We start from the raw sequence: 22,990 nt of genomic DNA, 5'->3' as shown, positions 1-22,990 counted from the left end.
TCTATTAAGCGAGTAATTCTCTGTATTTCAAAATGGAGTAAAGATCCTGTCTTACTGTGTTTTTCACTATCAAATAGCCATTAGGATCTCGATCCAAAATACCAATGTTTAGGAGTTTTCGTATGGCAGGTTTGTACTCTGATTCGTATCTGTTGGTAAACAAATTTTTGAGTTCAAGATCGCTGCTGTAGCCGAAGAGCAAGCAGTTTTTTAAGATTAGAAGTTCTGTAGTGGAGAGGAAATCATTGAGATGAGTTTCTTTCTCTGAAAATTGGATAGTGCTATCCTCCTGCACATCAGTACAGAATATCCAAGCCTGCAAAACGGCTCCGATGTTAAAATCGAATTTTTTTGTTAACCATCCAATTCTTTTTCTCAGTTGTCCATCGTTCATCACCTTGCCTTCTTTCTCAAATAAGGTGCGATGAGATGCTCCATGACGTAACATGACTGCTTTGTATATCTCGTCGGATGTGGAAAGATTCGTGTCCAGAAGATTTGTGAAGCTTTGCGAAAATGCGATTCTGGTATCTAAGTGTAATCGAAGTGCATTAGTAATAGCGACAATTACAAATACTTTGGAAGCATTCAGACTCATGAAATCAACCAGTGATGTGACATTGGTGAGTAGTGAGCGATCTGAATCACGCCAAAGGTGAAGATCATCTAAGACCAGAATAGGTTTTGAATTACTGATAGATCTTTTGACGAAGCTTAAAACTTCTTCTAAGTTTCTACCCATTTTGAGTTTTCTGCCCTCGATGCTGATCTCTCCACCCGGAGTCAGATAATGCACATCATTAGACTTGAATTGATGGGTAGCGTATTCCAAAAGTGTGGACTTACCGGTAAGTGGGTCTCCAATAACAGCAAGGGAGCGGTTTTGGCCTTTTTTCCAGTATGGAATGATTTTCTCCAGCGCTTCTTCTTGTTGCTTTCGTTTTACTAAAAACAGATCACCGATGAAATTCTTGTTTAAAAACAAGGAGTGGTAGTGGTCCGGTGTTTCTTTCTCGTTTCTCGTTTCCAGAATCTCCAAGGCTATTTCTAACCGCTGATGTGGTGTTTTTTCCTGAACGTCCTTTACTTGTTTCCCTACATTTTTGAAAAGCTGCGCTACTTGTGCTGAAAAGTACCTGAAGTTCCCAGGCTTGCTATTCGATAAAAGTGAGAAATTGGTCTGTAAAGGGACTTTGAGGTATTCTTCTTCCTTATAGATTTCAGTCACTTTGAATTTCAATTCAAGTTCCTTTTCTATATGAACAACCGCCTCTTCACTTTGTAGAATAGTGTTTTTCTGCTCTAAGTTGATTGCTTTTAGAGAAGAAATCTCCCCATGAAAACTTGTGAGTTGCTGCGTTTTTTTTGCAACCAAAAGGCTGCTTTTGATTTGTGTGGCGACATTAAGAAGATGTGAGAAATTAGCCTCCTGACCATCCCATAAATCTGAGAGGTAAGGCAAGATCTCGTAATCCAACCACTTTTCAGCAGACTTTTTGAAATCTATCTTTTTCAAAATCAAGTATCCCTCCTGAGCGCCTACAGGAACAGAGAGTGAGGGGAGTTTGTCTACAGAGTCTTCCAGATCGCGAATCGTGCTTTCGGGCCGGATCTCCTGACTGATGCCTGAAGTGATTAGATCTTCAAATGACTTAATTGTATCGTTTAGCTGCTGTAATTCACTGATGTTTTCAAGCCCAGTAAGACATAGATCAGCTTTGGTTTTCAATAAGGAGTTGGTTTTCTGAACATCCGCTCTCATCTGGAGTATCATCTCCCGAATAAGTCTGTATTGAGTAATAGTCTGTTCCAGACGAGTATAACTGAGATCGATTTCCTTGAATTGACCCAAAATGGTTTCAAACTGCAAAGCATAGGTTTTCCATGGATTGGAAAAGTGCTGCACTGATTCCAATTTCCGCTTGAGAACTTCAGGTTTTTCAAGCAGGCTTTTGCGCTCAACCTTGAAGTAGTTGAGGCATTGTTCTAATTCGGTGTGTAGAAGTTCTTTGGATTTCCCGAAGTGATCAATCACCGTCTCCTCTGACACTAGATTCTCTAGAGCGCGAAGATTAGCAATGCTGAGTTGCAGTAAGACATCCCGTACCAGCAGAATAATTGATTTGAATCGATCAGGGTAGGAGAAGTGAACGAGATAATGATCCGGATCAGTTACTTCAGCATTCTTTCCCGAAGTATCGAGGCAAGTGTCCCCCGCTAGGGTGTAGGACTCAAGTAACGTAGTACCAGTGTTGAAGAGGTAGGAGTAGAGTTCTTCTGCCGAAGATTGAGACGCTAATCCTGTATTGAATTCCTGAAATTCCCCCAATACAGAATCCATCAATTTGCCTTCGGCTTTATTGAGTTCCTGTGTAGAAGGGTTGTTTTCGTTCATAGATGCTGAAAATGGATGCCAAAGAAAAAGAAAAAAGAGTTTATAAAGCCAAATTAATTTTTGTTTTCAGGTAAATGATCAGGTACCTGAATTGATCTGGTATTCAATCTTACAGAAAAGGATAAAGTATAAAAATTTTGATAGAAAGTCATCACATTTTATCATTCTGGCGCTTTTACCGGCCGAATTGCTGAGACTTATTCTGAAATTTTGGATTGGTCTATTAAAAACTCCCGAAACTCATCTGTGTTGAAATTGCTCATCCCTTCCTGATAGAAAACGATTTTTCCCGCCGGGTTTACTACCAAAGTAGTAGGAATGGATTGGCTTTGTAAACTTTGATTCAGTCCGAAGCTAGCATGAGCTGTAGGGAAAGTCCAGCTTTTACCTTCTATAAAACCCTGACTTTTTTTGATGTCATTGTCAATTCCAATCAACAGGAATTCTAAGTCAGGCTCATCTTGAACAGACTTATAGAGTTCAGAAATATGCGGCATTTCTGCACGACATGGTCCACACCAAGATGCCCAAAGATTAATAAATAGTGTTTTGCCACGGTAACTTTCCAGATCGATTTGCTGACCGTCAAATGTTAGGAACTTCCCTCTGTAGTCGAATTGCTGCTCGGTAAGATCAGGAACTTCAATTTTAGGTTTGATCAATCCCGTAGAAAGCAACACGGATTGTAATCCCCCAATGATAACAGGCAAAAGCCCCGTGAAATATAAAAATGCTACTACGCTGAGCATGATACCCCAGCTTTTAATTTCTTTTTTCCAATCTATACTCATTTCAGATAGTTGATTTACGATTTACGAGATTCATTGGAACCTTTGCGGTTTTCTGATCTTGCAGGTTATTAATGAAGATTAGTAAGGTGATTAGCCCAACTGATTTTGAAAGCTGCAAAACACGAAGTTTTGAACAGACTTGGACGGAGTAAGATGATCAACAGTAAAGCAATAGATTTTCTTTAGATACTTTTCAATTTTTTCACTTAAGGATTTTTCTGAGTACTGCGTGATTGTAATCCCACTGCACTTGGTAGGACCATTTACTGAAAAAGTGCCAACGACAAGGTGACCGTTTGGGTTTAAATTTGCCTTAATAGTATCCAGGTACTGGGCGACTTCATTTTCTTGAAGAAAATGAAAAACGGCTCTATCATGCCAGAAATCGTATTTTTCGGAAGGCTGAAATGAAGTTGCGTCAGAAACAATCCAGTTCACTTTGGAGGCTTGATCTCCAAGTCTTTGTTTGGCTCTATCCAATGCTTTTTCAGATATGTCTAGAACCGTAATGTCTTGATAGCCAAGAGAGAGAAGGTTGTCTACAAAATAGCTGTCCCCACCTCCGCAATCAATGATCTTTGCATCCAAGGGGACATTGAACTTCTGTAGAAATTCTAAGGAAGTTTCGGGTTTTTCCTGATACCAGCTGACATCTTTAAAATCCTTGGTTTGATAGATATTCTCCCAATGTTGTTTTCTGCCTTGTCCTTCCATTTTTTCAAAAGTTAAGTGTCGCAATCAAAATTTCAACCCAAAATTACTCGCACATTTCCAGACGCTTAGTGACATTACACACACTTCACTCTTTTTGTCTCCAAAATGACCATTACCTTGCGGTACAAATTAAGAGTAGATTTCCCATTTCCATATGAATTACGAAGTAAAAATAGCCGCCGAACTCCAAATCAAACCGCACCAAGTGAATGCCACTGTGCAATTACTGGATGATGGAGGTACGGTTCCGTTTATTTCTCGATACAGAAAAGAAGCGACTGGTGAGTTGGATGAGGTACAGGTAGCTGCTATCCGTGACCGTGTATTGCAGTTGCGAGAGCTAGCTAAGCGTAAGGAAGCCATTTTGAAATCTATAGAGGAACAAGGGAAATTGACGCCAGAATTAAAGGCTAAAGTAGAAGATGCCGAGACTATGTCGAAGCTGGAAGACATCTATTTGCCCTACAAGCCTAAGCGAAGAACAAAGGCTACTATTGCCAGAGAAAAAGGTCTGGAACCACTTGCTGAGCAGGTTTTTGGGCAGAACTCTATCAATCTAGAAGCCGAAGCAGAGAAGTTTGTAGATGCTTCTAAAGAAGTAAATAGCATAGACGAAGCATTGCAAGGCGCCCGTGATATCATGGCTGAGTGGATCAATGAGAAGGCAGAGTTGAGAGAAAGGATGCGAAAGCTTTTCCTTAATGAAGGAGTTTTTTCTTCGAAAGTTCTGCCTGGCAAGGAGCAAGAAGCCATTAAGTACAAGGATTATTTTGACTGGTCTGAACCTATAAAGACAGCGCCTTCTCACCGTGTTTTGGCGATGAGAAGAGGGGAAAAAGAACTTTTCCTGATGTTGGATTCGGTGCCAGAAGAAGCATCTTCGATCTATCAGATGGAGAAAATGATTCTTGCCGATGCGGCAAATTCTTCTGTGGATCAGGTGAGACTCGCCATTAAGGAATGTTACAAAAGATTGCTAAAACCAAGCATGGAAACAGAAGTTCGTCTGTTTACCAAGCGTAAAGCGGATGAGGAAGCGATCAAAGTATTTACAGAGAATCTCCGCCAATTATTACTTGGGGCTCCTTTGGGAGAGAAGTCCGTGATGGCTATTGATCCGGGGTTCAGAACTGGGTGTAAATTGGTTTGTTTGGGTCCTCAGGGTCAATTCTTACATTACGAAGCTATTTTCCCTCACGAAGCCAACCGTAGAAATCAAGAGGCTGCGATGAATGTAAAAGGGTTGGTAGAAAAATTTGGGATTGAAGCTATAGCCATAGGAAATGGTACTGCAGGTCGTGAAACAGAAGCTTTTGTGAAAGGGCTTGGTCTTCCAAAATCAGTTATCGTAACTATGGTGAATGAATCAGGAGCGTCTATTTACTCTGCTTCAGATGTGGCTAGGGAGGAATTTCCTGACCTTGATTTGACAGTGAGAGGAGCCGTTTCTATAGGTCGTAGATTGATGGATCCATTGGCGGAACTAGTGAAAATAGATCCGAAATCCATTGGTGTAGGCCAATACCAACACGATGTGGATCAGAATGCTTTGAAAAATGCGCTGGATGACACGGTGATGTCGGCGGTAAACGGAGTAGGAGTAGAGGTGAATTTAGCTTCCAAACAATTGTTGACTTATGTCTCCGGATTAGGACCGACGCTTGCGCAAAACATCATTGATTTCAGAAATGAGAATGGACCATTTAAGAGCCGCGCTCAACTGAAAAAAGTACCAAGACTTGGAGATAAAGCCTTTGAGCAAGCAGCTGGTTTCCTGAGAATCAGCAAGGCAAAACATCCGCTGGATTCCTCAGCTGTTCACCCAGAGCGCTATGCATTGGTAGAAAAAATGGCTAAAGACGTGAATGCTTCGGTTTCTGATTTGATGAGTTCGGATGACTTGAGAAATAGAATCTCCCTAAAGAATTACGTGTCTGAAACTGTGGGTTTGCCTACGCTTCAGGATATTTTGGAGGAACTGGCCAAGCCAGGAAGAGATCCACGTGAGAGCTTTGAGGTTTTTGCTTTCGAAGAATCAGTGAATAGCATGTCTGATCTGAAGGTAGGAATGAAGCTACCAGGCGTGGTGACAAATATCACGGCTTTTGGAGCTTTCGTAGATGTGGGAGTTCACCAGGATGGTTTGGTGCACTTGAGTCATCTGGCAGATCGCTTCGTGAAAGATCCGAATGAGATCGTATCCGTGAATCAAAAAGTGCAAGTGACAGTGATGGAAATTGATATTCCACGAAAGCGCGTTGGGCTGAGCATGAAGTCAGATCCTTTTGCGGAGCGCGGAAAAAAGATGGAGAAAAAGCCTGAGGTCAGAACCCAAACCAAAGAACCTGAAGGCTCAATGGCGGATAAACTAAAGATGCTGAAAGGGAAGTTTGGAGGATAGAATTTTAAAACACAAAAAGCGCAAAGAAGGCGCAAAGAAATTACTTTTCGTCAGTCGTGGGTGTCTTCACTCACGACTGTTTTGTTTTTGCTTAACGTTGTAATTTAAGTTCTCTCTAACTCTGGTTGATAATGTGAGTGAGGACACTTACATGGACGGAGTTTTTCAATACATCATCCCAAATATCCACAGCGGTACTTTTTTACCGAAGCCAAGCTCGATCTCATCGGCTGCGATGAGGTAGTTTTCTAGGTGATTCACTTGGCTTGCATCTTTGTTTTTACCACCAACTTCTATCACTAGGTCATCCAGTTGGAAGTCACCTGACTTTGGAAGTCGAACTTCTTTTTTGATGTTTTTGAGTTGATTTAGTAGAAAGGTTTCCCGCACCGAACCGATTTCTGGAGTTGCCTTTAATGCGTAGGATAGATTGGTGTTTTCTAAGTACACTTTATCAGGCTTTTGTAAAAGTGAAATGCCTTTACCTTCTGCGATCAGGAAATTAAGTAATCTGGCTTTTTCTAATTGGGTAAGCCATTCATACACTGAGTCCCGACTGGTTTCCACTTTTCTTGCAATCGAAGATACATTCGGTTTGAAAGGAACTGACTCTGCCAATACACCAAGCAATTTTTTGACTTTATAAGCTGTTCCAGCATTGTAATCGGCTATAAATGCCAGATCAGACTCAACTACAGTGTTGATGATCTGCTGGAGGAAAACCGGGATGGATTCTGGGTTTGACTCGGTGATGATGGGGAGATAACCCCTTTTCAAGTACTCCTTGAATGCTGGTAGGGGTTGGAGTTTTGAGGTGATCTCAGGAGTGATTTGTGAATGTGAATTCTGGATTTCTGCAAGAGAAACTGGTAGAAAATTCTTCTCTTGAGTTAAATTCAAGTATTCCCGAAACGACATTCCTGGTAATTCATAGCTGATCACGCGGCGACTCAAATCGGATTCACCTCTATAAATATCCAGTGCTGAAGAGGAGGAGAATACCACTTTCAGATCAGGATATGAATCATAAATATTCTTGAGCTCCCGTGACCAATTCGGGTATTTGTGAACTTCATCGATGAATAAAAAGCGACCACCATTTTCGTAGAAAGTTGCGGTTGTCTCTACCAGATTGTGGGTGTAAAACCAATAGTGATCAGCAGAAAAGTATAGCGCTTCGTAGGATTGAGGCTTTATGCCATACTTGATTCGTTGGAGCATTAAGGTTGTTTTGCCAGAACCTCTAGGCCCTTTAATGGCAATCATCCGCTGATTCCATTCTATTTTATCAAAAAGGTACCTGAAGAACTTACCGTCAGTTTGATTGAGTAAGTTTTGGGAATTTGAAAATAGAATATCCATTATTTGTCGAATCTATTCTGCAAATATATTTAATAATTGTCGAATATAAACCACATAAATATATTTATATTGTCTTTTCAAATCGACAAAATAGATTCCGCTATTAGTGATTAGCTATTCTAAAACTCTTTAAGTGATGTAAGTCTCCAATTTTAAATTCACAATTCTCACCAACAAAAAACTAACAACCAACAGCAACCTTAACTCCTTCCTCCGAATATCGCTGAGCCGATTCTCACCATCGTACTTCCTTCTTCCTGGGCTATCAGGTAATCTCCGCTCATTCCCATGGAGATATCTTCGAGTTGGACGAAATCCGGAAGTGTACGACTTTTCAATTCTTCAAAAAGAGTCTTCAAACTTCTGAATTCCTTCCTGACTTGATCTTTGTTTTCTGTGAAGGTTGCCATTCCCATCAGTCCTTGGATTTTCACATGACTAAGGCTTAGGAAATCCGGATTGGAGAGCATTTCATCTAATTCTAGCTTATCAAAACCGAATTTAGTTTCTTCTTCGGCTATATGCATTTGCAGGAGCACATTGATCCTTCTGTCGATCTTTTTGCCTTGCTTATTGATCTCTCGCAAAAGCTTGAAGGAATCGACTCCATGTATCAGATATACGAAAGGAGCTATGAATTTGACCTTATTACTCTGCAAGTGTCCGATCATATGCCAATTGACATCTTCAGGCATTTCGGGTTGCTTTACCTGAAGTTCCTGAACTTTATTCTCTCCGAAATCCCTAATTCCAGCCTCGTAGGCGGTTTTTAGATCTTCGAGTGGTTTGGTTTTACTTACTGCTACCAGTAGGCAATCCTCACTTTTGAATGTTTTTTTTACTGCTTCGAGGTTGGCTTTGATGTCCATTTTCTATTTTTATGCTTTACTTTTTTCCAAAAGGCCTAAAACAAAGATATGGCGATCATTAGTACTTTGCTAAAAAAAGGCATTCGCCTGAGAGAGAGTTTAGAACAAGAGTATTCTCATCCACTAGAACTTCAGCGACAGGAATTGAAGAAATTACTGATTCAGGCAGCTGAAACAGAAATAGGTAAAAAGTATGATTTTCCTAAAATTCTGAAAGGCTTTCGTCGTGGAGAAGATGAGTTTTATGAGCGATACAAGGCTCAGGTTCCGATTTACGATTATGATCGCATACACAGCGAATGGTGGTACAAACTGCTGGAGGGCAAGCCAAATGTCACCTGGCCTGGCCCTGTAAGACATTTCGCGCTGAGCAGTGGGACATCAGGAGCTACTTCCAAGTTCATTCCCATCACCAAGGATATGGTGAAAGCTATCCGTAGAACAGGTGTTCGTCAGATTTTGTCACTTTCTAAATACGACTTGCCAGCTTCACTTTTGACCAAAGGGATTTTGATGCTTGGGGGAAGTACTGATTTGGAGTTTAATGGTACTTATTTCTCAGGTGATCTGAGTGGTATTACCACCGGGCGATTGCCGATTTGGTTTCAGCGTTTTTATAAGCCAGGGAAAAAGATCTCTAGAAGCAAAAACTGGGGAGATAAATTAGATCAGATCGTAGAGAAAGCTGAATCCTGGGATATAGGAATTATCGTGGGTGTGCCGGCTTGGTTACAGATCCTGATAGAAAAAATCATTGCACATTACCAGCTCAATAATATTCATGAAATCTGGCCAAATCTACAGATTTTCGTACACGGAGGAGTTTCGTTTGAACCATACAGAAAAGGTTTTGAAAGGCTATTAGGCAAGCCACTATTATACCTCGAAACCTATTTGGCTTCAGAAGGCTTTCTGGCATTTCAGGCTTTGCCAAATCGGAAATCCATGCGTTTAGTACTGAATAATGGTATTTTCCATGAGTTTGTGCCTTTCAATGAGGAGAATTTTGATGAAGAAGGAAATATCAAAACAGAGGCTCAAACATTGAAAATCGATGAGATCGAGGTGGGCAAGGATTATGCGCTACTGATCAGCACTTGTGCTGGAGCATGGCGGTATTTGATTGGAGACATCGTCCGTTTTGTGTCTAAGGAGGAATCAGAGATTATAATTACCGGTAGAACAAAGCATTTTTTAAGTCTTTGTGGAGAGCATCTTTCGGTGGATAATATGAACAAAGCCATTGAGCTTACTGCCGAAGAACATGATATGAATATTCGTGAGTTCACTGTGCTCGGAGTGCCTCACCAAAGTTTATTCGCGCATCACTGGTTCATAGGATCAGACGACAAAGTCAAGAAAAGTTTGTTGAAAAAGTCCATTGATGAAAATTTGAAGGTACTCAATGATGACTATGCCGTGGAGCGAAACCATGCTTTGAAGCAGGTGAAAGTAACAGTTTTGCCTTCTTCCTTCTTTTACGATTGGCTGAAAGAACAAGGTAAAGAAGGTGGGCAATACAAATTTCCACGAGTATTGAAAGGAGATAAAGTGGCAAGTTGGCAGGAGTTTCTGCTCAAAAACGAGGTGAAGCTGTGAGTCAAGCTTTGCTGGAAGGAATAAGCATGGGGTTATTGCTATCGGCGATGATAGGTCCAGTGTTTTTTACTTTAATTCAAAGTAGTCTGGAAAACGGTTTTCGTTATGCTACGATGGTTGCCTTGGGGATTTTGACCAGTGATACACTTTATGTGTTACTTACATTTTTTGGTATTAAATTCTTGGCAGAGGCTACCTATTTTGAATCTGTTTTGGGTTATGTAGGTGGGGCTATTTTGATTGGTTTTGGAATTAGCTACCTAGTGAAAAGGCAGACCGTCAAACCTGAAGTTAGCTTAGAGGAGGTAAAGAAAGCCAAGAAAAGAAGTGCTTTTCTAAAAGGATTCAGCATCAATGGTATTAATCCATTTGTACTGCTTTTCTGGATTTCAATAGCCAGTTTGGTTCATCTGAAGGAATCGTATGACTCAGTGGATGTATGGCTTTACTACATTGGAATTCTGGTTACAGTTTTCTCAATAGACTTGACTAAAGCCTATATCGCTAAGAAACTCTCGCAATTTGTGACTCCCAAGTTTATGTTTTGGCTGAACAAAGCAGTGGGAATAGCCATGATCGGTTTCGGTTTCCGGCTGATTTGGTTTGCGATGGGTTAGTTTAATATGCACTAGGTAACACGAGCGTTAACTCATGGTAGGGTTTTATCGCAGTAATGAAACTTAGCTTGGTTGAGTTAACGTTGGCTATGAGCAGTGCACCGACACTGAATTTAACAACTGAAGACTGGCACTGTGACTGCAAACTCTCCTAAAACCCCTAATAAAATCTTCATGCATAGAATCACCCTGAGCTTAATCAGCATCTTTTTATTGACATTTTTCATTTCTTGCAAGCCAGAAGAGACGAGAATTCCCATCATCATTGACGCTGATACCGCAAATGAGGTGGATGACCTGTATGCGTTGGTTCGGGCGATTTTGGAACCAAGTTTTGATCTGAGAGGAATTACTTCTGCCCAATGGCATACTTCCCCGATAGCGTCTGATAGCACTGTTCGAGAGAGTCAGGTGCTTAATGAGGACATCATCCGCCTAATGAATAGGCAGGATATTCCTTTGCCTTTGGGAGCTAATATGCCAATAGAATCAGGTAGCAAACCAGCGATTTCTCCCGCTTCTAATTTCATTATTGAGCAAGCCAAGCAGCAAAGTCCGGATAATCCACTTCGCTTGGTTATACTGGGTTCCTGTACGAATGTAGCTTCAGCGATATTGCAAGACCCTACTATTATACCGAATATTCAGGTGCATTACCTTGGGATCTGGCATGACGCAGCTACCAATCACTACAATAAGAAAGAATTCAACTCTGGAAATGACACGCTTGCTGTGGAGGTGTTATTTAACACACCTGACCTGGACCTGATCATCATGAGTGCTACGGCAAGTCAGGCTTTGGTTTTTGAGAAAAAGACTGTGGATGCGCATCTCAAAGGCAAATCAGAATTAGGGGATTATTTGGTTGCTCGTTGGGATAGTTTCGATCGCTTTTGGACTGAGGAGGATAAGGAAAAGAAAAGGTGGATCATGTGGGATGTGGCGATTATTGAGAGCTTGATCAATCCAGCATGGAGCTCAAAATCTGAGTTTTTGACTCCTCCTGAGAATACTCCGCGATTGGTGCAAGTACATACCAAACTGGATGCTAAAGCGATGGAAGTAGATTTCTGGAAAAGTTTGGATATGTATTCTCAGATTGCTGATTAATGTAGTTCGGCCAAACAGTTTGACCTTTATGAAGTTATAAGTTTTGTTTTAAATCAATAAATTTCAGGGTTTTAAAAATGTCTTATGCTCAGTAAATCATCTTCTTTTTCAGGTATCCTTTTTCTGATTTTAATCTTGCTGGCTTTCATTCCTTTTGAAACTCTGGCCCAAAACATCCCCGAGCTTACGGGATACAATCAAACCAGAATTTCATATAACGAAAAAGGAATGCTGATTCTGGGTGGCTGGGCCGTTGGAAATATGATTTGGGGAGGAATAGCTGCCGGTCAGACGTCTGGTCAAACCAAGGCTTTTCACCAAATGAACCTATACTGGAATTCTGTGAATCTGGTCATTGCCGGATTTGGATATTGGCAAGCAACTAAGGAGAATCCTGGAGCTGATTTTTGGAGTACAATGGAAGCACAGCAGAATATGGAGAAAATTTTACTTTTCAACGCTGCACTAGATGTGGCCTATATCGCTGGAGGTATGTATTTGAAAGAGCGTGGACTAAGGATCAACAAAGATAAATTTGTGGGATTTGGCAAGTCAATTATTCTCCAAGGTGCCTTTCTATTAACATTTGATGCGGTGATGTATACATTTCACCATACACATGCTAAGGAGCTTCCGCAGATCGTTAATCAGATTAGTTTTGGCCCAACGGGATTCAATATTTCTATTCCGCTTGGAGTTACGAATTAACGAGCCAGTAGAAAGCTGATTTCTATGCTGTGATCTTTAGTAAATCTCTAGGTGTTTTGCGTGGCAAAAAAAAATCCCTCCAGTTTGCACCAGAGGGATTTCTCTATTTTGAACTATACTGAGCTTAGTCAGCAAGGTATTTTACAACTGGAGTGTAATCCATATTAAAAGCTTCAGCAACTGCCTGATATACGATGTCTCCATTGATGATATTCAAGCCAGGGACTAAGTCTGGGTTGTCCTGAGCTGCTTTTTTCCAGCCTTTGTCTGCCAATTGCATAGCATAAGGAAGGGTGGCGTTAGTCAAAGCTAAGGTAGAAGTGTAAGGCACAGCACCTGGCATGTTAGCTACACAGTAATGAACCACATCATCAATAACGAATGTAGGGTCCTGATGCGTGGTAGGCTTACAAGTTTCGATGCAACCACCCTGATCTACTGCCACATCTACTAGTACAGTACCAGGAAGCATTTCTTTAAGCATATCACGGGTGATCAAATGAGGAGCTTTAGCACCTGGAATCAATACTGCACCAATAATCAAGTCATGATTCTGAATCAATTTTCTAATGTTAAATTCATTAGACATCATGGTATTCACATTGGCAGGCATTACATCAGCCAAATAACGTAAACGTTGTAAGTTGAGATCCATGATAGTCACGTCAGCACCTAGTCCAGCAGCCATCCAAGCAGCTTGAGTACCTACGATACCACCGCCAAGAATCAAAACTTTAGCAGGAAGTACACCTGGTACGCCTCCAAGAAGAATACCTCTTCCTCCAAGTGGTTTCTCTAGATAGTTTGCACCCTTCTGCACTGCCATTCTACCTGCAACTTCAGACATTGGGATCAAAAGAGGAAGACTTCTGTCTGCTCTTTCTACCGTCTCATATGCTAGACACACAGACTTACTAGCGACCATGGCCTTAGTCAATGGCTCATAAGAAGCAAAGTGAAAATAGGTGAACAACAATTGATTTTCTTTGATCAGTTTGTATTCTGATTCAATAGGCTCTTTCACCTTCATAATCATCTCAGCGATTTCATATGTGGCTTCGATAGTTGGGAGAATTGTAGCGCCAGCTTCTACGTATACTTCGTCTGGGAATCCACTTCCTTCACCAGCAGTATGTTGAACGTAAACAGTATGACCTCTTTTTACTAACTCTTTAGCACCGGCAGGGGTAAGCGCTACACGGTTCTCGTTGTTTTTGATTTCCTTAGGAACACCTATAATCATGACTTCTATATTTGGATTTAAATAAATTCGCGCACAAATATAATAAGCGAGAGGCTACCAACTTGCACGTTAAAGAATAGTATTTGGTATGCTTTGGAAAAAAATAAGATTACAAAATTATATTTCGATTAAACCTGTAAGTGTTCAATAAATTTTAAAATTCTAATTTTAAGCATTGATAATTTTGAGTAGATTTTTTTGCTAAATGCTTGGTTTATAGTGGACAGTGTTTTTGATTTACGTACTTCTATTATTGTCTATTGATCTATTTTCAAAATATAATTTTGTTTTAACTATCGATTGACATCGCTTTCAAAATTTTTGATTGAAAAATAATATTAGCGAAATTTGCATAGAAAATGGATTTGGCTATTTTTGAATGATTCAAAAAATCATAAAAGCAAAACCCAGATAACTTTAGTAAATTAACATTTATGTCAGAAGTTCAATCAGTACCAAAAAACCTGAATTCTCCGAATCTTTCTAAAGAGGCCATACTTGAAGACTTTCGAGTCGCTATGATTAGTAGGCATGCATCTTTGGTTGGCAGGAAAGAGGTTTTTATGGGGAAGGCGAAGTTCGGGATTTTTGGAGATGGAAAGGAGATAGCCCAAATAGCTATGGCAAGAGCTTTCCAGCTCGGAGATTTTCGTTCAGGCTATTACCGTGATCAGACGTTCATGCTGGCGATCGGTGAGTTGACCGTTCAACAATATTTTTCTCAGCTCTACGCTTATACCAATGTAGAAGCAGAGCCAGCCAGTGCTGGACGACTTATGAATGGTCACTTCGCTACCCGATCTCTAAATGAGGATGGGAGCTGGAAGGATCTAACCAAAAAATATAATTCCGCTGCAGATATTTCACCTACTGCCGCTCAAATGCCTAAACTTCTTGGTTTGGCCTATGCTTCAAAGCTTTTTAGAGAAAATAAGGGTTTGAAGGAAATGACCAAATTTTCTGTAAATGGAAATGAAGTCGCCTGGGGCACAATCGGAAATGCATCTACTTCTGAAGGTATGTTTTTCGAGACTATCAATGCTGCAGGAGTGATGCAAGTGCCTATGGTAATTTCAGTGTGGGACGATGGCTACGGTATTTCTGTTCCAAATGAATACCATACTACCAAAGGCAGTATTTCAGAGGCCTTAGCAGGTTTTCAAAGATCAGCTTCACAAAAGGGCATTGAAATAATGCGGGTGAATGGTTGGGATTATGAGGCTTTGCTAAATGCATATGTTGAAGCTGGAGAATTGGCGAGAACTTCTCATGTGCCCGTGTTGATTCACGTACTGGAGATGACACAGCCACAAGGACATTCTACCTCAGGTTCTCATGAGCGATATAAAGACAAAAAGCGTCTTCAGTGGGAGAAAGACTGGGATTGTATTTCCAAATTCAGAGAATATATTCTGAGCAACCAAATTGCTAATGCAGATGCACTGGATAAAATAGAAGCAGAAGCCAAAGCGCAGGTGAAGCAGGAGAAAGAAGCTGCTTGGTCCAAGTTTTCTAATGATATCAAAAATGAGTTAAATGAAGCAGTAGTTCTTTTGAGAGCAGCTGCACAACATAGCACACGTAAAGTACTAATCAATCAACTCGCAGAAGAGCTGTCCAAGACGATCAATCCTATAAGAAAAGATGTTGTCGTGGCAGTGAGAAAAGCGCTGTTGACTTTAAGGTTGGATTCGCCTGCAGCCAAGGCAGATTTGAAAGCATGGTATGCGAAGCAGACTGATTTGAATTTCGATAGGTATAACAGCCATCTTTATAGTCATTCCAAATGGAGTGTGTTGAATGTGGAGGAAGTTCCTGCCAAATTTAATGACAATTCTCCCATGGTAGATGGCAGAGAGATTTTACAATCCTATTTTGATTACACATTAGAAAAGGATCCTCGATTCTTTACTTTCGGGGAAGATGTAGGAAAAATCGGTGATGTAAACCAAGCTTTTGCGGGGTTACAAGCAAAGCATGGAGAATTAAGAGTTTCAGATACAGGTATTAGAGAATGTACAATTATAGGCCAGGGAATTGGCGCTTCCTTAAGAGGTTTACGGCCACTCGCTGAGATTCAATACTTGGATTACTTGCTATACGGCCTGCAGATGCTTGCCGATGATGTAGCATGTCTTCAGTACCGAACTAAAGGAGGGCAAAAAGCTCCTATGATTGTTCGTACGAGAGGCCATAGATTGGAAGGAGTATGGCATTCCGGTTCACCTATGGGCATGATACTTTCCACACTGAGAGGTATGGTGGTATGTGTGCCTAGAGACATGACACAGGCAGCAGGAATGTACAACGCACTGTTGAAATCTGATGAACCTGCAATAGTCATTGAATGTCTGAATGGCTATAGATTGAAAGAAAAAATGCCTTCAAACTTGGGTGAATATACTGTCTCACTAGGTAAGCCAGAGATTTTAAGAGAAGGAAATGATTTGAGCATAGTGACTTATGGCTCTATGTGTAAAATCATCATGGAAGCAGCTACTGAGCTTTCTGAGATTGGTATTGAAATAGAGGTGCTGGATGTGCAGACTCTATTGCCGTTTGATGTTCACGGGATCATAGGCGAATCTATCAAGAAAACCAACCGTGTGATTTTTGCAGATGAGGATGTTCCTGGTGCCGGATCAGCATTTATGCTTCAGCAAGTGATAGAAGGACAGGATGTGTTTAAGTATTTAGATTCAGAGCCACAGACTATCACTGCCAAACCACATAGACCAGCATATTCATCTGATGGGGATTATTTCTCCAAGCCTAGTGTAGAAGATGTAGTGGAAAAAGTATATGCGATGATGAATGAGGTTAACCCTAAGAAATATCCATCGATATAGAGAAAGTATCGTGTTCAATAAATAGAAAAAGCCCTTTTAAAGGGCTTTTTCTATTTTAATGCTTTATTACTTTAACCGCCGTGCCACTTGCAGTGACCATGAGCATTCCATCGCGGATGGTTTCATAATCTAGGTCAATTCCAACTATTGCATTTGCCCCAAATGCTCTTGCTTGCATTTCCATTTCAGTCATAGCAGTAGCTTTTGCCTCTCTTAGAACTTGCTCATATGCTGAAGAACGTCCACCGACTATATCTGTGATACTGGCGAAAAAATCTTTAAATAAATTGGCTCCTATAATGGTTTCTCCTGAAACAATACCTAAGTATTGTTCCACGCTGTAGCCATCAAGAGTGTTAGTGGTAGTTACAATCATTGTGATATGTTAATAGTTTTAGAATTAGTAATTATGTCTCACTTCACGAATTTACCTTGCCAAAAGTTTTGAACCTTGCTTAGAGTAGATTCTTTTAATTCATCAAACTAAAAATTCTAATTGGTCTCATTAGTTAGTTTGTAAGATCTAGTTCTTATATTTTGATCTCAATTTTTCTGATATTGGATTTGCATATAAACCCAACAGTCTTTTAAGTGTCTTCGGATTGCTTGAAAATTTCAGCTCATGAATCGACGTAATCAATTCAATCAATTTGATGTTTCTGATGTATTCAATGAAATTAAAGATCCTTTATTGGTCTTAGATTCAGAGGAAATCATATTTTTCAATTCGTTCTATCTTGAGAATTTCTCTCCCATCGCTGATTTTTGGATGGAAGTTTTCAAGGATAAGGAGCTGATAAAGTCATTGGCAGTATTTTTTGAAACCGGCGAAGTGCCACAGAATACTTTTATTGGTGAGATTCAGACCAAGACAGCGACTTATCAAGAGTTTGAGTGGTCATTTACCAATCTCCCATCAAGCTATACATCCAGATTTCTTATAATAAGAGGTCATGAGATTAAGTTTCAAAAAGATTGGGATAAGAAGAAATTGGATTTCAATACTAAAGGGTCTTTTTTTGAAGAACTCGAGTATGTGCAAAGCATTCTTTCGAACAGCCATGATCTAATTGCAATATTGGATGAAGAAGGAACATACAAATTTGTCAGTCCTTCAGTAGGTGAAAAAATGGGATTCCCGGTGGAGGAAATCATTGGTAAAAACTATAAGGAACTTGTTCAGTCTGGAATATTGGAACTGGTAAAAGGTAGCTTCGAGGATGTTTTTAGCTCCAATGAAGCTATGAGCATAGACTTTTGGGTAAGATTGAGAAATGGCAAAAGAGTCTATTTGGAAAGTTTTGCTAAGAACTTGCTTCAGCATCCTCAGATTAATGGAGTCCTTTTTAGTTCTCGGGATATCACTGATTACATAGAATCTCAAATTTCCCTTAAAAGAAGGTATGAAATAGAGAATTTGATTAATCAGATTTCCGGTCTGTTAATTAATTCCTCCTCATTGAAGATTGAAACCCTTTTCAAAGATTCCTTAAGGCTCGTTGCAGAGTTTTTCCAGGCTACTAAATCACAGGTTTTTATTTTTAATAAGGATTCTCAGCGATTTGAATCGCTGACTGGATTGGAAATGAATTCCAATAAAACTAGCATTTATACGGATGTAGAATTATTAATCCTGCTGGAGAATTGCAAAGAAGTTCTTGAAGTAGGGGAAGTTTTACTTGAGCTATGTGATGATGTCTCAGTGCTGCTGATTCCGATGATTTCAAAATCTAAGATGAACGGTGTTATTGCACTTGGGTTAGATTCTTTTTCTCAACAGCATATTGAACTTCAAATCTTTCGTCAATTAGGGGATCTACTTGCTAGTGCATACGAAGGAAATCAACTGACCAAGAGAATAGAGAGAAATGAGAGTTTGCTCACCACGACTGAGTTACTATCAAAGTCAGGTTCTTGGCGATTTAACAATTCACTCAAGATATTTTTCATCTCCGAAGGATTGTCTAATCTGTTTGAATTCGAAGGAGACTTGGGGGCTGCGGATTTTCCAACGTTGCTTTATAAAATCGAGAAATCGAGCAGACCTGATTTTTTAAAGAATCTCAAAAAGGTCATTAAGGAGTTGAGTAAAGCTTCCGGTGAATTTGTGATTAAAAATAGACTTGGGAAATTCACGTATATCAATTATGAAATCGAAGCCAGGAAAGATGCGCTAACCCAAGGTCTAGAAGTTTTTGGTTTTTGTAATGATATCACTCATAGAAGAGCGACTGAGAATTACCTGAAGTTACAATCCCAAATATTGGCACAGGTAAGTGATCCAATCTTAGTGACAGATTTGAATCTAGATGTGATTTTTTTGAATGAAGCGGCAATTCTTCTGTGTTGTCCTGAATCAACTTCTGGATTTTCAGGTCAAATAGGCGAATTATTTAAGCTGAAGCTGGATGATGGGTTAGGTTTAAAGGAGGTTTCTTCTGCATTGAAAGTTGGGGAGCAATGGAAAAAGGTAGCCTATTTAGAGAATAGTTATACTGAGTCTACCCCTTTTGAAATTTCTATTCAGAAGTTTCAGGCTGAGCAGGAAGACCTCATTGGCTATTCTTTCATTTTGCGTAGCCTAGCAGAAAAGTATGAAAATGAGCGTGTGGCTAAGCGCGCACAAATGATAGTGGAAAACAGTTCTGCAGTGCTATTTCGAGTAGATCCCGAAAAATCTTATATCATTAAGTATATCTCAGAAAATATACTTCAATATGGATATAAGTCGACGGAGCTGAAATCAATCTCATTTGTGGATTTTCTTCATCCGGACGATGCAAAAAACATTAGATTCCACGCAGAAAATTCAAAAGGAGCTACAGGAATCCCATCAGTTTCTGGAGAATATAGGTTCAGGAAGTCAGATGGAACTTACGCGTGGGTAGAAGATCGAACCTATGATGTGTTGAATGACAAGGGGGATATTATCATGCATGAAGGCTATTTGCAGGATATTACAGATCGCAAAAACCTAGAGATTTACAATAAAGAAAAAGATAAGTTGTACCGTATACTGGCTGCTAATATTCCTGGGATTAATATCTTTTTACTCGATAAAGACAGGAATTTCATTTTAGCTGAGGGTACAAACTTTGATCATTGGGAGATGTCTCGTTTCGATTTTGAAGGTAAAAATATATCCGAAATATCCCTGACTGATTATGCCAAGCTGGAAACGATAATTCATCAGGTTTATATAGATAGAGAAATAGTTGAGACTGAGTTTACTTTTAAGAAGCGATTTTATCATCGCATCATCAGACCTATCATTGAGAATGGTGAAGTGAAGTATGCCTTGAGCGTGGTTAGGGATAAAACGGAGGAGCAACAGACAAAAGAAAATCTTTTAAAGTCAGAGGAAAAGTATAGGACTCTGGTAGAAGAATCTACTGAGATTATTTTCTCGCTATCTGAGACATTTGAACTGTCGTATATATCTCCGAACGTTCAGCAATTTTTAGGGTATGCAGCTGAAGATGTAATAGGTAAAAGCATATTAAATTACTTGAATCCTGAGGATCTGGATGTATTCCAATCCATGCTTGGAGAAACCCGTGACTTTTTGGCTGAAAACCAATACTTAGAATTCCGAGTGAAGCATTTAAATGGACATTATTGTGTGTTTAGCTCCAACGGAAAAATGGTTTATGATAGAGATGGAGGAGGGCGCAATTATACGGGAATAGCAAGAGATATTACGGAGTTAAAACAGACTCAAAAGGATTTGTTTCATGCAAAGGTAAGAGCAGAGGAAGCATCCCGAGTGAAATCGCAGTTTCTATCGATTATGAGCCATGAGATACGTACTCCGATGAGCGCGGTGATAGGGTTGTCCCATTTACTGGTGGAAGAAAACCCAAGGGAAGACCAATTAGAAATTCTCAATACCTTACAATTTTCAGCAGAGAACCTGATGGTGCTCATCAATGATATCCTTGATTATAATAAAATGGATTCGGGTAAAGTAGAATTAGAAAGTATCTCCTTTGATTTAAGGGTTTTAATAAATCGAATTATACATTCTTACAGTTTTCAAGCGAAGGAAAAAGGAATTAAAATTAGTGCTGAAATTGATGGTGAAATTCCTCACACTCTAATTGGTGATTCGGTTCGGATAAGTCAAATCATTAATAATTTGCTTTCCAATGCCATCAAATTTACTAATGATGGGCAGATTCGTCTTAATCTGCAATTAGTCTCCGCATCTAATAATGAATGTGAAATCAAATTTGGACTACAAGACACTGGAATAGGAATTCCGGAAGATAAGCTAGATTTAATTTTCGAAGCATTTACGCAAGCATCCACAGACACCACTCGTAAGTTTGGAGGCACGGGGCTAGGACTAGCTATTGTAAAAAGATTAGTAGAACTTCACGGCGCGAGAATTGAGGTATCGTCAAGCCTTAATGTTGGTACAAACTTCGAGTTTACATTGAAATTTACTAGTGTGGAAGAAAATAATTTTGGTATTACTCAAGCGATAGAGAATAGAGAAAAGTCTTTGCATGATGTGTCTATTCTGGTGGCAGAAGATAATGTCGTAAACCAGATTTTGATCAAGAAATTTCTTAAAAAATGGCATGTTGGAAATCTAGTCATTGCCTCAGATGGTCAGGAGGCAATTGATGAATACGAAAAAGCGGAATTTGATATAGTGCTGTTAGACATACAGATGCCAGTCTTGGATGGGTTTTCGGTAGCAAAAATGATTCGTGAAAACAGTGATTCCCTCAAAGCTCAAGTGCCCATTTTAGTTCTTTCTGCCAGTTCCTATCAGGAGATTAAAGCAGAGATGGATGAATTTAAGATTGATGATTTTGTGGAAAAACCATTCAGTCCTGAAGGCTTGTATCAGAAAGTAACAGAATATCTGAAGCCAAAAGATCGCAGTTAAAATCGGTTTAGCATTAATTTTGCCTGTGGGCTATGGATTCACGCCAGCTTATTACAAATCGACCATTCAATGCCTCTTTTTAATAAATCCATACTACTGTTTTTTATTTTTTTTATAGTTGCTGAAACACATGCTCAGCAGTTAATGACCAAACGATCGACTTTCTATGCATTGTTAGGTACTTCAGGCGGAAAACTCAATCAGTTTGATAAAATGCTCGAAGAACGTGGATTGACTGGTTTGCAAAATAGGTATCAAACACTTGGATTAGGGTATCAAGCTAGGATCAATGATTTTGTGATTGGAATGGATGTGTTCCACAATAGAGGAGGAGTGAGTGAACTGGACGATTTTAGAATGAACTATCGCACATCCAGAGCCTTGCTTAATATTGGCTATGCATTTACGGAAGAATCCCGTTTTCAGCTTATACACTACATGTCTTTGGGAGTTGGCTTTCTCAATTTTCAGATGTTACCCTCTGAAAAGCCCGATGATTTAGAATCTTTTTTAGCTAACCCAGAGCAAGGTTTTGTTCTTAGAGAAAAGGATATTCAAAAAGGAACATTTCATTATGGTAATTTTCTGACTGAGATAGGTTTCCAGTTAAGCTATGATTTTGATCTACCCAACAGACAAGAAGCATTTCAAATTATCACTAAGGTTGGATATTCTTTCAGTCCATTGGAAGGGAAATGGAATATGAAGGGAGTTTCTTTTGACAATGCACAGAGTGGAGCATTTATAAGAGTGGGAGCTGGAATTTCACTTCCGGATCGGAATTTCTTCTACAAAGATGCAAGCATAGGTATTTCACTTATACGAGGTGTGCATTTTTCTTCAGCTAAGGAATTCAACGCCAAATTAGAGGATGCAGGAATTAATCCGCTGAACGGTACTCCTACAAACTGGGGATTGAGGATTCTTGGAAATACGGAGCGGATATTATATGGAGCAGAACTCTACAATCTAGCCTTGCATGGCGATGCTGAGACGAATAAGGAGCATTCTTTGAATAGCCTGAGAGTTTATGGAAATTTTGGTTATAACCTGATTGAATATAGAAATTTTGGTTTGGGAGCTCTCGCAGGGCTTGGTTATGGAAATATTCGTTATACACTTATGACGGAAAATAAGCCTGATTTTCCAGAGTTATTTGAGCAGAGAGAATTTGACGGGTATTTGAAAAACAGTGGTTTAATGGTGAAGCCAGAGGTTTTTGCTGAATTTGGAATACCGATGACTAAAAGAAAATTGTTTGATTTAGTGTTTACTGCAGCAGCTGGATATGAAATCCCATTGGCTAATTATAAACTTGGGGATTTCAGTATGTCAAGTTATATGGCCGGCCCATACTTAAGTTTTGGAGTAGGAGTGAGACCATAGTTTTTATGGTTTTGGTAATGCAATTCTATTTTTAGTAAGTCCTTTT

At 39.7% G+C, this 22,990-nt stretch carries 15 protein-coding genes; 8 read left to right on the top strand and 7 right to left on the bottom strand.

The genetic code is table 11. The features are described 5' to 3' along the window. Positions 1–4 precede the first annotated feature (4 nt). From BM291_RS14710 to BM291_RS14700, 3 genes are all read right to left on the bottom strand, one after another. Positions 5–2,395 (bottom strand): P-loop NTPase family protein, encoded by a 2,391-nt coding sequence (locus BM291_RS14710; RefSeq protein WP_092898753.1) that lies wholly within the window; start codon positions 2,393–2,395, stop codon positions 5–7. Between the two features lie 197 nt (positions 2,396–2,592). After that, positions 2,593–3,180 (bottom strand): TlpA family protein disulfide reductase, encoded by a 588-nt coding sequence (locus BM291_RS14705; RefSeq protein WP_092898857.1) that lies wholly within the window; start codon positions 3,178–3,180, stop codon positions 2,593–2,595. Positions 3,181–3,276: 96 nt separating this feature from the next. Beyond that, a complete protein-coding gene (locus tag BM291_RS14700; RefSeq protein ID WP_092898751.1) occupies positions 3,277–3,900 on the bottom strand; it encodes a class I SAM-dependent methyltransferase in 624 nt (207 codons plus the stop codon). Between the two features lie 154 nt (positions 3,901–4,054). Here BM291_RS14700 and BM291_RS14695 point away from each other — a divergent pair, with 154 nt between their 5' ends. Beyond that, positions 4,055–6,301 carry a Tex family protein gene (locus tag BM291_RS14695; RefSeq protein ID WP_092898749.1) on the top strand — a complete coding sequence of 749 codons (2,247 nt, stop codon included), beginning with the start codon at positions 4,055–4,057 and terminating at the stop codon, positions 6,299–6,301. A 165-nt stretch (positions 6,302–6,466) separates the two neighbouring features. Here the strand turns inward: BM291_RS14695 and BM291_RS14690 are convergent, their stop codons facing one another. Continuing rightward, on the bottom strand, positions 6,467–7,663 hold the full coding sequence (locus BM291_RS14690) for an ATP-binding protein (protein ID WP_092898747.1): 1,197 nt from the start codon (positions 7,661–7,663) through the stop codon (positions 6,467–6,469). 200 nt (positions 7,664–7,863) lie between these two features. Continuing rightward, entirely contained in the window at positions 7,864–8,532 is a 669-nt protein-coding gene (locus BM291_RS14685) for a YggS family pyridoxal phosphate-dependent enzyme (RefSeq protein WP_092898745.1), read from the bottom strand. Positions 8,533–8,580: 48 nt separating this feature from the next. On the opposite strand from BM291_RS14685, the gene BM291_RS14680 reads away from it, so the two are divergent. From BM291_RS14680 to BM291_RS14665, 4 genes are all read left to right on the top strand, one after another. Continuing rightward, a complete protein-coding gene (locus BM291_RS14680; protein ID WP_092898743.1) occupies positions 8,581–10,131 on the top strand; it encodes a GH3 family acyl-acid amido synthetase in 1,551 nt (516 codons plus the stop codon). Then, positions 10,092–10,748 (top strand): LysE family translocator, encoded by a 657-nt coding sequence (locus tag BM291_RS14675; RefSeq protein ID WP_317045667.1) that lies wholly within the window; start codon positions 10,092–10,094, stop codon positions 10,746–10,748. Before BM291_RS14680 ends, BM291_RS14675 begins: the two co-directional genes overlap by 40 nt. A gap of 174 nt (positions 10,749–10,922) precedes the next feature. After that, positions 10,923–11,858, top strand: a complete 936-nt coding sequence (locus tag BM291_RS14670; RefSeq protein WP_139229103.1) for a nucleoside hydrolase — start codon at positions 10,923–10,925, stop codon at positions 11,856–11,858. Positions 11,859–11,942: 84 nt separating this feature from the next. Further along, positions 11,943–12,566 (top strand): DUF6992 family protein, encoded by a 624-nt coding sequence (locus BM291_RS14665; RefSeq protein ID WP_092898739.1) that lies wholly within the window; start codon positions 11,943–11,945, stop codon positions 12,564–12,566. Positions 12,567–12,690: 124 nt separating this feature from the next. On the opposite strand, the gene ald is transcribed toward BM291_RS14665, so the two are convergent. After that, positions 12,691–13,809 carry an alanine dehydrogenase gene (gene ald / locus BM291_RS14660; protein WP_092898736.1) on the bottom strand — a complete coding sequence of 373 codons (1,119 nt, stop codon included), beginning with the start codon at positions 13,807–13,809 and terminating at the stop codon, positions 12,691–12,693. A 434-nt stretch (positions 13,810–14,243) separates the two neighbouring features. Between ald and BM291_RS14655 the strand changes: the two genes are divergently transcribed. Further along, positions 14,244–16,658 (top strand): alpha-ketoacid dehydrogenase subunit alpha/beta, encoded by a 2,415-nt coding sequence (locus tag BM291_RS14655; protein WP_092898734.1) that lies wholly within the window; start codon positions 14,244–14,246, stop codon positions 16,656–16,658. A 55-nt stretch (positions 16,659–16,713) separates the two neighbouring features. Here BM291_RS14655 and BM291_RS14650 read toward each other — a convergent pair whose 3' ends face one another. Continuing rightward, positions 16,714–17,034 carry a YbjQ family protein gene (locus tag BM291_RS14650; RefSeq protein ID WP_092898732.1) on the bottom strand — a complete coding sequence of 107 codons (321 nt, stop codon included), beginning with the start codon at positions 17,032–17,034 and terminating at the stop codon, positions 16,714–16,716. A gap of 246 nt (positions 17,035–17,280) precedes the next feature. Here BM291_RS14650 and BM291_RS14645 point away from each other — a divergent pair, with 246 nt between their 5' ends. After that, the gene (locus BM291_RS14645) at positions 17,281–21,558 is read left to right on the top strand and encodes a PAS domain S-box protein (RefSeq protein ID WP_092898730.1); all 4,278 of its coding nucleotides are present in this window, start codon (positions 17,281–17,283) and stop codon (positions 21,556–21,558) included. A 69-nt stretch (positions 21,559–21,627) separates the two neighbouring features. Beyond that, positions 21,628–22,944 carry a hypothetical protein gene (locus tag BM291_RS14640; protein WP_245786888.1) on the top strand — a complete coding sequence of 439 codons (1,317 nt, stop codon included), beginning with the start codon at positions 21,628–21,630 and terminating at the stop codon, positions 22,942–22,944. Positions 22,945–22,990: the final 46 nt, after the last annotated feature.

It is taken from the genome of Algoriphagus aquimarinus, from assembly GCF_900112005.1.
GTDB classification, from domain to species: domain Bacteria; phylum Bacteroidota; class Bacteroidia; order Cytophagales; family Cyclobacteriaceae; genus Algoriphagus; species Algoriphagus aquimarinus.
Note: the sequence above shows the minus strand (reverse complement) of the source record. Positions and strands in the feature narration are given on the sequence as shown.

Bases quoted from the DNA above. Each gene is read 5' to 3' on its own strand.
- BM291_RS14710 (WP_092898753.1), bottom strand. From the start codon at position 2,395: ATGAACGAAAACAACCCTTCTACACAGGAACTCAATAAAGCCGAAGGC.
- BM291_RS14700 (WP_092898751.1), bottom strand. From the start codon at position 3,900: ATGGAAGGACAAGGCAGAAAACAACATTGGGAGAATATCTATCAAACC.
- BM291_RS14695 (WP_092898749.1), top strand. From the start codon at position 4,055: ATGAATTACGAAGTAAAAATAGCCGCCGAACTCCAAATCAAACCGCAC.
- BM291_RS14690 (WP_092898747.1), bottom strand. From the start codon at position 7,663: ATGGATATTCTATTTTCAAATTCCCAAAACTTACTCAATCAAACTGAC.
- BM291_RS14685 (WP_092898745.1), bottom strand. From the start codon at position 8,532: ATGGACATCAAAGCCAACCTCGAAGCAGTAAAAAAAACATTCAAAAGT.
- BM291_RS14680 (WP_092898743.1), top strand. From the start codon at position 8,581: ATGGCGATCATTAGTACTTTGCTAAAAAAAGGCATTCGCCTGAGAGAG.
- BM291_RS14670 (WP_139229103.1), top strand. From the start codon at position 10,923: ATGCATAGAATCACCCTGAGCTTAATCAGCATCTTTTTATTGACATTT.
- BM291_RS14665 (WP_092898739.1), top strand. From the start codon at position 11,943: ATGCTCAGTAAATCATCTTCTTTTTCAGGTATCCTTTTTCTGATTTTA.
- ald (WP_092898736.1), bottom strand. From the start codon at position 13,809: ATGATTATAGGTGTTCCTAAGGAAATCAAAAACAACGAGAACCGTGTA.
- BM291_RS14655 (WP_092898734.1), top strand. From the start codon at position 14,244: ATGTCAGAAGTTCAATCAGTACCAAAAAACCTGAATTCTCCGAATCTT.
- BM291_RS14650 (WP_092898732.1), bottom strand. From the start codon at position 17,034: ATGATTGTAACTACCACTAACACTCTTGATGGCTACAGCGTGGAACAA.
- BM291_RS14645 (WP_092898730.1), top strand. From the start codon at position 17,281: ATGAATCGACGTAATCAATTCAATCAATTTGATGTTTCTGATGTATTC.
- BM291_RS14640 (WP_245786888.1), top strand. From the start codon at position 21,628: ATGCCTCTTTTTAATAAATCCATACTACTGTTTTTTATTTTTTTTATA.